General features: G+C 61.9%; 12 protein-coding genes. 5 read left to right on the forward strand and 7 right to left on the reverse strand.

The window, feature by feature from the left end:
• Positions 1–163: 163 nt before the first annotated feature.
• The 4 genes from moaD to ACIQUB_RS04615 form a co-directional block, all read right to left on the reverse strand.
• Positions 164–418 carry a molybdopterin converting factor subunit 1 gene (gene moaD, locus ACIQUB_RS04600; RefSeq protein ID WP_047513275.1) on the reverse strand — a complete coding sequence of 85 codons (255 nt, stop codon included), beginning with the start codon at positions 416–418 and terminating at the stop codon, positions 164–166.
• On the reverse strand, positions 415–1005 hold the full coding sequence (pgsA, locus tag ACIQUB_RS04605; protein WP_018898724.1) for a CDP-diacylglycerol--glycerol-3-phosphate 3-phosphatidyltransferase: 591 nt from the start codon (positions 1003–1005) through the stop codon (positions 415–417). The genes moaD and pgsA overlap by 4 nt, the downstream gene beginning before the upstream one ends.
• Before the next feature lie 110 nt (positions 1006–1115).
• Positions 1116–3167, reverse strand: coding sequence for an excinuclease ABC subunit UvrC (uvrC, locus tag ACIQUB_RS04610; protein WP_113238887.1), 2052 nt, complete (start codon positions 3165–3167; stop codon positions 1116–1118).
• Positions 3164–3931: an SDR family oxidoreductase gene (locus ACIQUB_RS04615; RefSeq protein WP_113238888.1), complete on the reverse strand. Its 768-nt coding sequence runs from the start codon at positions 3929–3931 to the stop codon at positions 3164–3166. Before ACIQUB_RS04615 ends, uvrC begins: the two co-directional genes overlap by 4 nt.
• A 363-nt stretch (positions 3932–4294) precedes the next feature.
• Here ACIQUB_RS04615 and ACIQUB_RS04620 point away from each other — a divergent pair, with 363 nt between their 5' ends.
• Positions 4295–4927 (forward strand): outer membrane protein, encoded by a 633-nt coding sequence (locus tag ACIQUB_RS04620; RefSeq protein ID WP_026283045.1) that lies wholly within the window; start codon positions 4295–4297, stop codon positions 4925–4927.
• 74 nt (positions 4928–5001) lie between these two features.
• Here ACIQUB_RS04620 and ACIQUB_RS04625 read toward each other — a convergent pair whose 3' ends face one another.
• Positions 5002–5841 carry an oxidoreductase gene (locus ACIQUB_RS04625; RefSeq protein ID WP_113238889.1) on the reverse strand — a complete coding sequence of 280 codons (840 nt, stop codon included), beginning with the start codon at positions 5839–5841 and terminating at the stop codon, positions 5002–5004.
• Positions 5842–5948: 107 nt separating this feature from the next.
• Here ACIQUB_RS04625 and ACIQUB_RS04630 point away from each other — a divergent pair, with 107 nt between their 5' ends.
• Positions 5949–6854 carry a LysR family transcriptional regulator gene (locus tag ACIQUB_RS04630; protein WP_113238890.1) on the forward strand — a complete coding sequence of 302 codons (906 nt, stop codon included), beginning with the start codon at positions 5949–5951 and terminating at the stop codon, positions 6852–6854.
• On the opposite strand, the gene ACIQUB_RS04635 is transcribed toward ACIQUB_RS04630, so the two are convergent.
• Together ACIQUB_RS04635 and ACIQUB_RS04640 are read right to left on the reverse strand one after the other, a co-directional pair.
• Positions 6845–7441 (reverse strand): glutathione S-transferase family protein, encoded by a 597-nt coding sequence (locus ACIQUB_RS04635; RefSeq protein ID WP_113238891.1) that lies wholly within the window; start codon positions 7439–7441, stop codon positions 6845–6847. The genes ACIQUB_RS04630 and ACIQUB_RS04635 overlap by 10 nt on opposite strands.
• A 73-nt stretch (positions 7442–7514) precedes the next feature.
• Positions 7515–8387, reverse strand: a complete 873-nt coding sequence (locus tag ACIQUB_RS04640) for a 23S rRNA (adenine(2030)-N(6))-methyltransferase RlmJ (RefSeq protein ID WP_113238892.1) — start codon at positions 8385–8387, stop codon at positions 7515–7517.
• A gap of 16 nt (positions 8388–8403) precedes the next feature.
• Between ACIQUB_RS04640 and ACIQUB_RS04645 the strand changes: the two genes are divergently transcribed.
• The 3 genes from ACIQUB_RS04645 to ACIQUB_RS04655 all read left to right on the forward strand — a co-directional run bounded on the left by ACIQUB_RS04645 (position 8404) and on the right by ACIQUB_RS04655 (position 12444).
• The gene (locus ACIQUB_RS04645; RefSeq protein WP_402928776.1) at positions 8404–10608 is read left to right on the forward strand and encodes a molybdopterin-dependent oxidoreductase; all 2205 of its coding nucleotides are present in this window, start codon (positions 8404–8406) and stop codon (positions 10606–10608) included.
• Positions 10605–11204, forward strand: a complete 600-nt coding sequence (locus tag ACIQUB_RS04650) for an NUDIX domain-containing protein (protein ID WP_113238894.1) — start codon at positions 10605–10607, stop codon at positions 11202–11204. The genes ACIQUB_RS04645 and ACIQUB_RS04650 overlap by 4 nt, the downstream gene beginning before the upstream one ends.
• A gap of 76 nt (positions 11205–11280) precedes the next feature.
• The gene (locus ACIQUB_RS04655; protein ID WP_113238895.1) at positions 11281–12444 is read left to right on the forward strand and encodes an alpha-D-ribose 1-methylphosphonate 5-triphosphate diphosphatase; all 1164 of its coding nucleotides are present in this window, start codon (positions 11281–11283) and stop codon (positions 12442–12444) included.
• Positions 12445–12461: the final 17 nt, after the last annotated feature.

Genomic DNA, 12461 nt, shown 5'->3' on the forward strand with positions numbered 1-12461 from the left:
GGTGGGGAGATCACAAGCTGCTTGCTCCTCCCGTCGCTCGATCCGTCCGTTTCGCAGCAACGTTCGTTGTGTGCGCGAGCGGGCGTGCCCAGCCGATCTCCCCACTTGTGGGGGAGATGCCCGGCAGGGCAGAGGGGGGCTGACTGGCACGGCAGTCATGAATTTACCCGCCCGTCATCGGGGGGAAGATGCCGATCTCCCGCGCATCGCCGATCGGCTCGTCGTGCTCGACATGTTCCTGATCGAGCGCGACGCGGATCACGTCGGGAAACTGCAAGGCGGTCTCGTATTCCTCGCCAAGCGTCTTCAGGTGATCGAGAAGATCGGTGACGGTGACGACGGAAGCGGGGAGCGCGATGTCTTCCTCGGCCTTGCCGATCCGCTCGCGCACCCAGGCGAAATAGATGAGCTTTGTCATTCGTCGTTTTCCACGATGTGCTTGATTCCGGCGCGGAAGTAATCGTAGCCGGTATAGATCGTCAGGATGGCGGCGAGCCAGAGCAGCCCGATGCCGGTCATCGTGGTGTAGGGGAAGATCTCGTCGCCGGCGGGACCCGCGAGCAGGAAGGCGATCGCCACCAGCTGCACCGTGGTCTTCCACTTGGCAATCCGCGTTACCGGAACGCTGACCTTCAGCGCCGCGAGATATTCGCGCAGGCCCGAGACCAAGATCTCGCGGCAAAGGATGGTGATGGCAGCCCAGATCGACCAGCCGGCGATTGTCTGGTCCGCGGCCACAAGCAGAAGGATCGAGGCGACCAGCAGCTTGTCGGCGATCGGGTCGAGCATGCGGCCGATGTTCGACGTCTGGTTCCAGATACGGGCAAGGTAGCCGTCAAGAAAATCGGTGATCGACGCGATGACGAAGATCCAAAGCGCAACCCAGCGGGCCGTATTGCTGATCGACAGTTTTCCTTCGACGAAGAAGCACAGGACGATGAGCGGAACCGCGAGAATGCGGCCGTAGGTCAGCAGGTTGGGGATATTGTATGCGCGCGATGCCATGAAATCTGTCTCTGGTTTGATACGTCCGTAGATGACGGCTTTGACCGCAAAGCGTCAACATTCTTTCTGTTTTTTCGCTGCCTTTGCGTGGAATTTGCGACCGGCGCCACCTATTTCGCGGCGTCGTCGTGAAAATGATTGTAAACCTGCTTGGCGACCGTCTCCGAAATGCCCTCGACGGCCATCAGATCCGACAGTGCCGCCCGCGAAACCGCCTTCGCCGTTCCGAAATGCTGGAGCAACGCACGTTTGCGTGATGGGCCGATGCCGCCGATCTCGTCGAGCGGGTTCTTGACCATCTCCTTCTTGCGCCGTGCCCTGTGCGAGCCGATGGCGAAGCGGTGTGCCTCGTCGCGCATGCGCTGTGTGAAGTAGAGCACCGGATCGCGCGGCGGCAGCGTGAAGCTCTCGCCGCCGGGCAGGAAGAAGCGCTCGCGTCCGGCGTCACGGTCGACACCCTTGGCGACGCCGATGGCGGTGACGCTGTCGGTGATCCCGAGCTCCTCGAGAATCGCCCGCACCGCCGTCATCTGCCCCTGACCGCCGTCGATCAGGATCACGTCCGGCCAGGCGGGGAAGGGCATGTCAGCCGCATCCGCTGATGCGACCGGCTGGCTCCTGTCGGGGATGCCTTCTTCCTTGAGCAGTCGCGTAAAGCGCCGCGTCATCACCTCGCGCATCATGCCGAAGTCGTCGCCGGGTGTGATGTCGGTCGATTTGATGTTGAACTTACGGTACTGGTTTTTCACAAAGCCTTCCGGCCCGGCGACGACCATGCCGCCGACAGCATTCGTGCCCATGATATGCGAGTTGTCGTAGATCTCGACGCGCTGCGGCACGTAGGAGAGCTTGAACGTATCCTTGAAGCCTTCGAGCAGCCGCGATTGCGACGCGGTCTCCGCAAGCTTGCGCCCATGCGCTTCGCGTGCATTGCCGAGCACATGATCGACCAGGTCGCGCTTCTCGCCGCGCTGCGGCACCAGCACCGAAATCCTGTGGCCTGCCTTTTCAGCGAACGCTGCGGCGAGCAGCTCCATCTCGTCCACCGTTTCCGAAAGCAGGATCTGCTTCGGCACCGGCTTGTCGTCGTAGAACTGCGCCAGGAAGGCGCTCAGCACTTCGGCGCCGGTCAGCTGCGGGTCGGCCTTCGGGAAATAGGCGCGGTTACCCCAGTTCTGCCCGGTGCGGAAGAAGAACACCTGGATGCAGGAAATCCCGCCCTCGTGATAGATCGCGAAGACATCGGCCTCCTCGACACCGGCGGGGTTGATCCCCTGGTGGCTGGACACATGGGAAAGCGAGGCAAGGCGATCGCGATAAACGGCGGCCTGCTCGAAATCGAGATCCTCGGCCGCCTGGTTCATCGCCTCGGCCATATGCGCCTTCACTTTCTGGCTCTTGCCGGAAAGGAAGTCCTTGGCCTCCTGCACCAGTTCGCCATATCCCGCATCGCTGATCTCATGCGTGCAGGGCGCCGAACAGCGCTTGATTTGGTAGAGCAGACAGGGCCGGGTGCGCGTCTCGAACACGCTGTCCGTACAGGTGCGGATCAGAAAGGCGCGCTGCAGCGAGTTGATCGTGCGGCCGACGGCGCCTGCGGATGCAAATGGGCCGAAGTAATCACCCTTGCGCGCGCGTGCGCCGCGGTGCTTCAGTATGGCGGGAGCGCGGTGGTCGCCCGATATCAGGATATAGGGAAACGACTTGTCGTCGCGCAAAAGCACGTTAAAGCGCGGCCGCAACCGCTTGATCAGATTCGCTTCGAGCAGAAGCGCTTCGATCTCGGTCCGCGTCGTCACGAACTCCATGTGCGCGGTCTGCCGCACCATCTGCGCGATGCGGTTGGAGTGCACGCGGCCGAGCGCGTAATTGCTCACGCGCTTCTTCAGGCTGCGCGCCTTGCCGACATAGAGCACGTCGCCGGCCTCGTTGAACATGCGATAGACGCCGGGGCTGTTCGGCAGCCGCTTGACGAATTCCGCGATCAGGTCGGCGCCGACAAGCCCGGTCTCGTTGCTGCCGCCTTCGTTCCAGTCGATGGCGGAGGCAACCGGCGCGCCAACGGGCGAGGCAGAGCTTTCGCTTTCCACCTCGATATCGTCGTCGGTCTCGTCATTTTCGTCGTAAAGAACGCCGCCATCCGGCAGCTTCCTTGAATTCATTCCGTAATCTCCGCCACATCGGGCGTCTGCCAGGCAAGATGCTGGCCGCCGTCGAGGGCAATCATTTGGCCGGTGATGGAGGGCGTATCATAGAGGAAGCGGATCGTCCGTCCGAATTCGCCGAATCCCGGCCCCGCCTTCATGATAAGGCCGTCGACCTGCTGCTGGAAGTCCTCTTCGCTCTGTCGCGCACTACGAACCGTCGGCCCGGGCCCGAGCGCGTTGACGCGAATGCGTGGCGCGAAGCTCTGCGCCATGGTCTGCGTCGCAGTCCAGAGCGCCGCCTTTGAGAGCGTATAGGAATAGAAGCCCGGATTGAGCGCCCAAACCCGCTGGTCGATGATGTTTACGATCAGCCCCGCGGCACCCTTCGGCAGCTGTTCGGCAAAGGCCGCAGACAATATGGACGGCGCACGCACGTGAAGCGCGAAATGATCGTCCCAGGCTGCAGCGTCAAAGTGGTGCGCCGAATCATTGTGGAAGGCCGAAGCGTTGTTGACGAGCAAATCGAGCGGTCCGAGCGCCTCAAACGCCTTTTTTATCAGTCCGTTGGTGGTCTCGACATTCTTCAAATCGGCGTGAAGCGCGATGGCGGTTTTGCCGTTTCGCCGCAATTCCGCCGCAAAATTTTCCGCCTCGGCGATGGAACCATTCGCGTGGATCGCCACGGAGAAGCCGCTCGCTGCAAGATCTTCGACTATCGCACGGCCTATTCTCTTGGCCGAGCCCGTCACCAACGCTGTTCGAAGTCTTGTCTCGCTCAAAATCCTGCCTCTTCATCCCGCAAATCTCTGCGGTGCTTATATAGGCGGCCGATCAGATCTTATAAATAGGCGTCTTGATTGCGCACAGAACTTGGATATTGTACGTATTATTTAAGAATATAATTCGATAAAATAAGTATTCATGATTTAACGCTTGGTTAGGGTTAATGAAGTGTTTGTTGCGATAAAGCAACATCGAATTTCAGCCACCCCTAAGCCACAATCAAATCACATTTTGGCTCTTCCAAATCCTCATTTGCGCATCAATTTCCCTCTCGATCCGAAAGGGACATGCGTAATTGCTCGCGAATGCTTCACGTTAACACAGTTGATGAAGGGCGCGGGTTCGATAAGGAGATGAGTATGCGTACGTTTATTGCTAGCCTGTTGGTTTCGACCGTTGCCCTTGGTGGCTTTTCCGCTGCTTACGCGGCCGATGCCGTCGATCAGATCCCGGAAGCTCCGGTTGCCCAGAACGATGTTGCCCCGACCGGCAACTGGCAGGGCTTCTACCTCGGTGGCGCCGGCACCTACAACATGGGCGGCTTCGCTCACGACTATAACGCTCGCGCTTTCGGCGGCCAGATCTACAGCGGTTACAACTGGCAGCAGGGCCAGATCGTATACGGTGTCGAAGGTGACATCGGCTACTCCGGAGCTGACGGCGCTGTCGACGGCGGCACTGCCAAGAACGAAGTCAACGGCTCGATCCGCGGCCGTATCGGTTACGACCTGAACCCCTTCCTGCTCTATGGTACGGCTGGTCTGGCCGCCACCAAGAACAAGTTCAGCAACGCCGCTGGTTCTGACAGCGACAGCGCTCTGGGCTACACGGTCGGCGCCGGTGCCGAAGCCATGGTGACCAACAACATCACGGCTCGTATCGAATACCGCTACACCGACTACCAGAAGAACGACTTCAACGTCGGCGGCGCGAACATCTCGCGCGGCTATGACGAGCACAGCGTCAAGGTTGGTATCGGCATGAAGTTCTGATCAGCCGATCAGGTAAATGAAAAAAAGCCGGGGCATCGCTCCGGCTTTTTTGTTGCCTATGTTCGGTCGGGCCGTCATTCGCCCTTGGGGAAGTCCGTCGAAACCGCGAGTTCCCGCCATGCGGCCAGTTCCTCGGCAACGCTTGCGTTCTTCTTCTCGATCGCAGCCACTGTGTCGCTGCCGAAGGGCATGCGCAGCGGCGGATTGTCGGAATGCGCCAGCGTAATCATCGCCTTGGCGAAGCGGGCAGGGTCCCCGGGCTGCTGGTGGTTATGGCTAGCCGCGAAATCGCGCATCGCCCGGACAGGCGTCTCGGCGTAGTCGGCGATCGAGCTTGGGCTGACCGACAGCGAGCTCTCGTCGAGGAAGTCGGTGCGGAAGAAACCGGGTTCGACGACGGTCGCCTTGATGCCCAGCGGCGCGACCTCGGCGGCAAGCGCCTCCGTCAGTCCTTCGACGGCGAATTTGGTCGAGCAATAGACGCCCCAGCCGGCATGCGAGACATAGCCGCCGATCGACGAGATATTGAGGATATGGCCGGAACGCTGGCGGCGCATATGCGGCAGCACTGCGCGCGTGACCTTCAGCAGACCGAAGACATTGGCCGCGTAGAGTTTTTCGATCTCGTCGTTGGTCGCCTCTTCGACGGCACCCAGCAGGCCGAAGCCGGCATTGTTGAGCAGGATATCGATCCGGCCGAAGCGCTTGACGGCCTGCTCGGCAGCGGCATGCGCCGAGGCTTCATCCGTCACATCAAGCGCGACCGTCAACAGATTCGAATGATTCTGGAATTTCTCCTGCAGGCCTTTCGGATTGCGCGCCGTGGCGACGACGGCATCGCCGGCATTGAGAGCTTCCTGAGTGATAAGGGCGCCGAAACCGCGCGACGCACCTGTGATGAACCAAACACGCATGACGTTTTCCTTTCGGGTTGTGATTTGCTGACACCCGGAAACTAGCCTATGCACATAGGTGAGAGAATTTACCTTCTTCTTCATGAGCTAGTGAGAAATACTCATCAATGAAACGTGTGCGCTCGACCGACCTCGCGATTTTCCTCGCCATCGCCAGTCACCGAAGCTTTCGCAAGGCCGCCGTCGAGCTCGCCGTCACGCCCTCCGCTCTGAGCCACGCGCTGAGAGCGATCGAGGAGCGGCTGGAAGTCCGCCTCGTCAACCGGACCACTCGTGGCGTGGCGCTGACGGAGGCGGGCGAGCGCCTTTTCGATCGCATCCGCCCGGCCTTCCTCGATATCGACGCCGCGCTGGATGATCTCGACACTTTCCGCGGCCAACCCTACGGCAAGCTGCGCATTAACGCGCCGCGCGCTGCGGCGAAGCTGGTGCTGCTGCCGATCGTCTCGCGTTTCCTGAAAGTTCATCCGTCCGTCGAGGTCGATATCGTCATCGACGATGCGCTTATCGATATGGTCTCGTCAGGCTTCGATGCCGGTATACGCTTCGGCGAGAGCATTGCGGCGGATATGATCGCGATCGCGATCGGGCCGCGCCACAGCTTCGCCGTCGTCGGCACGCCGGGTTACTTCGAGGGCAGGGGCAGGCCGCAGACGCCGCATGATCTGAAAAACCACGTCTGCATCCGGTTCCGCTTTGCCGGCGGCGCCTTCTATCATTGGGAATTCGAGCGCGGCGGTATCGAAGTGGAGATCGAGGTGCGGGGGCCGCTAACTCTGGGCGACCAAGACATCATGCGCGATGCCGTGTTGCAGGGCGACGGGCTGGGCTACCTGTTCGAGGATCAGGTGCGTGACGAGATCGAGACTGGCAAATTGGTGCGGGTGCTTGAGGATTGGTGCCCCTACTATCCGGGCTTCTTTCTCTACTATCCGAGCCGCCGGCAGCTGCCGACGGCGTTGCGCGCCTTCATCGATTTCGTGAAAGCGGAGCGCGATCGCGCTCAGCCCTGAGGCTTGAGCTCCGCATAGGCAGGGAACTTCCTCTCGAAGGTCCTGAGCCAGCCGATCAACTCGGAGTGCTCGGCTTCCCATTGGCCGTGGAAACGCAGGTCGAGGTAACCGAGCGTTGCCGCCAGCGCGAAGTGGCCGCCATGCAGCTTCTTGCCGATCTTCGGCAGGTGGACGCTCAGGTGATTGAGGCCGCTCACCACCTTCTTCCACTGCCGGTCGATCCAGGGCTGGTGGATCTTCTCCTCGTCGCGGAAGCGGCGCTCGTAGACGATGGCGAGCAGGCAGTCGCAGATGCCGTCGCAAAGCGCTTCCAGCACTTCGGCTTCCGTGCGCTTGCCGTTTTTCGACGGATAGAGCTGCTTGCCCTTGAGGCGGCCGAAATAGTGCATGATCGCGACGCTGTCGAAGACCGAAACCCCGTCATCCGTCAGCACGGTCGGGATCTTTCCGAGAGGATTGTTGTCGACGAGGATCGCCGGCCCGGCATTGGTGTCTACGCGAATCTCGGTCGCATCCAGTTCGAGATAGCGCGCGGCCATCCTGACCTTGCTGGAATAGGGGGAGGCGGGCGCGCAAAGGATCTTCATCGTCGGTCTCTTTCAAAATGCCTGGCAACGGACTTGGAATGTGGCCGGACTATTTCGCGCCGGAAAGAGTCGGTCAATCCTCTTTCAGGGCCTTGTTTTCACCGCGCAGCCAGAACGCCCGGTGCGAGGCATAGCGGTCCTGCGCCATGTGATCCCTGAGCGCTGGCAGCAGCTGGTGCAGCTCGTCCTTCAGCGTATAGGGCGGATTGACGATGATCAGCCCGGAGCCTGTCAGCCCGGTCACCATCCCGCGGTCGCTGCGCACGGTGAGCTCGGCGCAGAGTGTCTTCGGAATATCGAGCGCCTGCAGCGCCTCGTGAAATTCCTTGATCGGCGCACCCTTTTTGATCGGATACCAGAGGCAGTAGGTGCCGCCGGGAAAGCGGCGATAGGCCTTGGCGAGACCATCGACCAGCCGCTCATACTCGCCGCCTTCCTCGAAGGGCGGATCGACGAGCACAATGCCGCGCTTTTCCTTCGGCGGCAGATGCGCACCGAGCGACAGCCAGCCGTCGAGCTCGGTGATGCGGGCATGATGATCGCCCTCGAACAGGCGATGCAGCCGCTGGTAGTCCTCGGGATGCAGCTCCATCGCCGAGAGCCGGTCCTGCGGCCGGAAGAGCATGCGCGAGAGCTTCGGCGAGCCGGGATAGTAGCGCATGCCGCCATCTGGGTTGAGTTCGCGGATCGCGCTCAGATAGGGCTCGAGCAGTTCCGCCACCTGCGGCGAAAGCTCGGCCTCCATGATCTTGCCGATCCCTTCGCGCCATTCGCCGGTTTTCTGCGCCTCTTCCGAGGAGAGGTCGTAGAGCCCGATGCCGGCATGCGTGTCGAGTACGCGGAAGCCCGCATCCTTCTTCTGCATGTAGCGGACGAGACGCGCGAGAACCGCGTGCTTCAGGACATCGGCAAAGTTGCCCGCATGGTAGATGTGGCGGTAGTTCATTTTCGCTGATGCCTACATGAATTCGCGTGGGGGACGTCGTTTCCGGCTTTTGGCCGGTTTCCGGTTGGAATATAGAAACTCCATGAACATTGCGACCCCCATCGAAGCCAAATCCCCGAAGTCCTCAGTCCGGATCGGCCACACTGCCTGTCCGCACGACTGTCCCTCCACCTGCGCGCTGGAAGTGGAGGTCACGGATGATGGCAGGATCGGCCGCGTGCGCGGGGCAAACGATCACAGCTACACCTCGGGCGTCATCTGCGCCAAGGTCGCCCGATACGCCGAACGTCTTTACCATCCCGACCGCCTGATGCACCCGCTGCGCCGCAGGGGCGCCAAGGGGGCGGGAGAGTGGCAGCAGATATCCTGGGAGGACGCGTTGGATGAGATCGCCGAAGCCTTCGTGAAGGCTGAGGCGAAGGACGGCAGCGAGGCGATCTGGCCTTATTACTATGCCGGCACCATGGGCTGGGTGCAGCGCGACAGCATCGACCGCCTGCGCCATGCCAAGCGCTATTCCGGCTTCTTTTCGTCGATCTGCACCAACCCTGCCTGGACCGGCTTCACCATGGCAACAGGGGTCTTGAGAGGCCCGGATCCGCGCGAAATGGCGCGCACCGATTGCGTCGTCATCTGGGGCACCAACGCCGTCGCCACGCAGGTCAATGTCATGACCCATGCGATCAAGGCGCGCAAGGAACGCGGCGCCAAGATCGTCGTCATCGATATCTATGACAGCCCGACGATGAAGCAGGCCGATCTGGCGCTGATCCTCAAGCCGGGCACCGATGCGGCGCTCGCCTGCGCCGCCATGCACATCGCCTTCCGTGACGGCTATGCCGACCGCACCTACATGGCGAAATACGCCGACGATCCCGCTGGCCTCGAAGCGCATCTGAAAACGAAGACGCCGGAATGGGCCGCCGCCATCACCGGGCTTTCGACCGATGAGATCGAGGCCTTCGGCAAGCTCGTCGGCAGCACCAAGAAGACCTTCTTCCGTCTCGGCTACGGTTTTACCCGCCAGCGCAACGGCGCGGTCGCCATGCATGCGGCGGCCTCGGTCGCCACCGTTCTCGGCTCCTGGCAGTATGAAGGCGGCGGCGCCTTCCATTCGAACAGCGACATCTTCCGCATGAACAACGCGGAACTGACCGGCAAGTCGATGAGGGATGCCGACATCCGCATGATCGACCAGTCGCAGATCGGCCGCGCCTTGACGGGCGATGCCGTGGCGCTCCGCCATCGCGGCCCCGTTACCGCCATGCTGATCCAGAACACTAACCCTGTTAACATCGCGCCCGAGCAGCGACTGGTGAAGCGCGGCTTCGCCCGCGACGATCTCTTCGTCGCCGTCCACGAGCAGTTCATGACCGATACCGCCGAGATGGCCGATATCGTCATCCCCGCCACCATGTTCATCGAGCATGACGACATCTATCGCGCCGGCGGCCAGAACCACATTCTGCTTGGCCCGAAGCTGGTCGAGCCGCCGGAAACGGTGCGCACCAATCTCTTCGTCATCGAGGAGCTCGCCAAGCGCCTCGGCGTCGCCGATCGCCCAGGCTTTGGCTTCACGGCGCGCGAGATGATCGACCGCGTTCTCCAATCGAGCGAGCTCCCCGGCTACGACCATTTCCTTGAGCATAAGTGGTTCGACCGTCAGCCCGATTTCGACGACGCGCATTTCATCAACGGCTTCGCCCATCCCGACGGCCGCTTTCATTTTCGCCCCGACTGGCGCAACCAGCCGGCGCCGAACCGCCCGCCTGAGGCTGTCGGCCTGCTCGGCCCTTATCCGGAGCTGCCGCAGTTCCCGGATCAGGTCGACGTGATCGAAGTGGCCGATGCCGAGCACCCGTTCCGCCTCGCCACATCGCCCGCCCGCAACTTCCTGAACTCCAGCTTCGCCGAGACCAAGACCTCGCGGCAGAAGGAGGGGCGGCCGGAGCTGATGATCAACCCCGTTGATGCGGAAGCCCAAGACATTGCCCACGGCGATCTCGTCCAAGTCGGCAACGCCAGAGGCGAGGTGCGCCTGCACGCCAAGCTGACGACGGAGGTCAAACCGGGCGTGCTGATCGCCGAAGGGCTGTGGCCGAACAAGGCGCATGTGGATGGCGAGGGCATCAACGTTTTGACCGGTGCCGACCCCGTCGCGCCCTATGGCGGCGCTGCCGTCCACGACAACAAGGTCTGGCTTCGCAAGGATGCGGCATGACGAAATTTGAAAAGGCGAAGGCCGAGATCATCCAGGAAAGGACGCTCTCGGATGGCTGGACGCGGCTCAGCACCTACGAGGTCGATTACACCAACTCCGACGGCGAAACGCACCGCATCCACCGCGAGATCTACCACCGCACCCCCGCCGCAACGATCCTGCTGCACGATCCCAAGCGCGACACCGTCGTCCTCGTCCGCCAGTTCCGTCTGCCCGTCTATCTCCACGGCGAGCCGGCCTGGATGCTGGAAACGCCGGCCGGCCTGCTTGATGGCGATGAGCCCGAGGCAGCCATCCGCCGCGAAGCCATCGAGGAGACCGGCTTCCGCGTCCGCGATGTTCGTTTCTTGTTCAAGGCCTACAGCGCCCCCGGCGCCAACGCCGAACTCGTCCACTTCTTCGCCGCCTCGATCGACACGGATGACCGTGTCTCGGAAGGCGGCGGGTTGACCGAGGAGCACGAGGACATCGAAGTCGTCGAAATCCCGCTCGATGAGGCAGTGGCGATGATTGCCAGCGGCGAGATTATCGACTTCAAGACGATCATTCTGCTGCAATGGGCGGCGCTGAATAGGGCTGCCTTGAATAAGCCCTAAGACATTCATTCGCATGTCATGAATCGGGGCTATCGGCTCCAGCCTGTCATAATTGCCCGATATGAGGAGAAAGCCGATGTGGCTCAGCAATTTCACGATCGTTCTACCGGATGAGGTCGTGAACAACGGCTCGATTCGCATCGAGGATGGCGTTATCGCCGAAATCCGCCCGGAGACGGTCGCCAATGCCGCAATCGATGGCGAAGGTCGACTGCTGATGCCAGGGTTCGTCGATCTCCACGGCGACATGATCGAGCGCGAAATCGCGCCGCGCCCCAACGCGATGATGCCGATCGGCTTTTCCATCCACGAACTCGACAAGAAGCTCGCCGCCCACGGCGTGACGACCGCCTATGCCGCCGTCTCCTTCGCCACCGAAAGCGTCTACGGCCATGTCCGCTCGCTGGAAACCACCTGCGCCGTCATTGAGGGCGTCAGCCGCTTCAAGGATGATCTCCTGATCGATCACCGCGTCCACGCGCGCTACGAGATCACCAATGTCGGCGCCGCACCGGCGCTCGAAAAGCTGCTCGATGCCGGCCATGTCGACATGGTTTCGCTGACCGATCACACGCCGGGGCAGGGCCAGTACAACGACATCCAGAGCTACATTCTGAGCATGGCCGAACGCCGGGCCATCTCCGAGGAAATGGCGGCCGAGATGGTCGCCAAGCGCATCGCCATGCGCGACAATCCCGAGATCGAGACTAGGCTCCGCCACATCGTCGATCTGTCGCTGCGCCACAAGCTGTCGCTCGCCTCGCATGACGACGACAGCGCCGAGAAGGTGGCTGAGATGCATGCGATGGGCGTCACGATCAGCGAATTCCCGGTCACGCTGCCGGCCGCCGAAGAAGCGCGCCGCCGTGGCCTCTGGACGCTGATGGGCGCACCGAATGCGCTGCGCGGCCAGTCGATGTCGGGTAATCTCAGCGCACTCGATGCCGCCCGCGCCGGTGTCCTCTCCGTCATCGCCGCCGACTATCACCCGGCCGCCTTCGTGCCCGGCATCTTCAAGATCGCCGAGGCCACGAACCTGCCGACCGCGGTCGCCATGGCAACAAAAAACGCGGCCCGCTCCGCCGGCCTCACCGACCGCGGCGAAATCGCCATCGGCCAGCGTGCGGACCTGGTGGTCGTCGAAGCCGGCGACATCCACCGCATCCGCGCCACCTTCCGCGGCGGCCGCTTCGTCTACAGCGACGGCACGCTGCACCAGCCGCGGGCGATCGCGGCTTAGGCGTTGGCTGAAAAGAT

The organism is Rhizobium sp. NPDC090275 (genome assembly GCF_044772225.1).
Classification (GTDB): Bacteria; Pseudomonadota; Alphaproteobacteria; order Rhizobiales; family Rhizobiaceae; genus Rhizobium.

Coding starts and splice junctions, on each gene's coding strand:
- moaD (WP_047513275.1), bottom strand. CDS start 418: ATGACAAAGCTCATCTATTTCGCCTGGGTGCGCGAGCGGATCGGCAAG.
- pgsA (WP_018898724.1), bottom strand. CDS start 1,005: ATGGCATCGCGCGCATACAATATCCCCAACCTGCTGACCTACGGCCGC.
- uvrC (WP_113238887.1), bottom strand. CDS start 3,167: ATGAATTCAAGGAAGCTGCCGGATGGCGGCGTTCTTTACGACGAAAAT.
- ACIQUB_RS04620 (WP_026283045.1), top strand. CDS start 4,295: ATGCGTACGTTTATTGCTAGCCTGTTGGTTTCGACCGTTGCCCTTGGT.
- ACIQUB_RS04625 (WP_113238889.1), bottom strand. CDS start 5,841: ATGCGTGTTTGGTTCATCACAGGTGCGTCGCGCGGTTTCGGCGCCCTT.
- ACIQUB_RS04630 (WP_113238890.1), top strand. CDS start 5,949: ATGAAACGTGTGCGCTCGACCGACCTCGCGATTTTCCTCGCCATCGCC.
- ACIQUB_RS04635 (WP_113238891.1), bottom strand. CDS start 7,441: ATGAAGATCCTTTGCGCGCCCGCCTCCCCCTATTCCAGCAAGGTCAGG.
- ACIQUB_RS04640 (WP_113238892.1), bottom strand. CDS start 8,387: ATGAACTACCGCCACATCTACCATGCGGGCAACTTTGCCGATGTCCTG.
- ACIQUB_RS04645 (WP_402928776.1), top strand. CDS start 8,404: ATGAATTCGCGTGGGGGACGTCGTTTCCGGCTTTTGGCCGGTTTCCGG.
- ACIQUB_RS04650 (WP_113238894.1), top strand. CDS start 10,605: ATGACGAAATTTGAAAAGGCGAAGGCCGAGATCATCCAGGAAAGGACG.
- ACIQUB_RS04655 (WP_113238895.1), top strand. CDS start 11,281: ATGTGGCTCAGCAATTTCACGATCGTTCTACCGGATGAGGTCGTGAAC.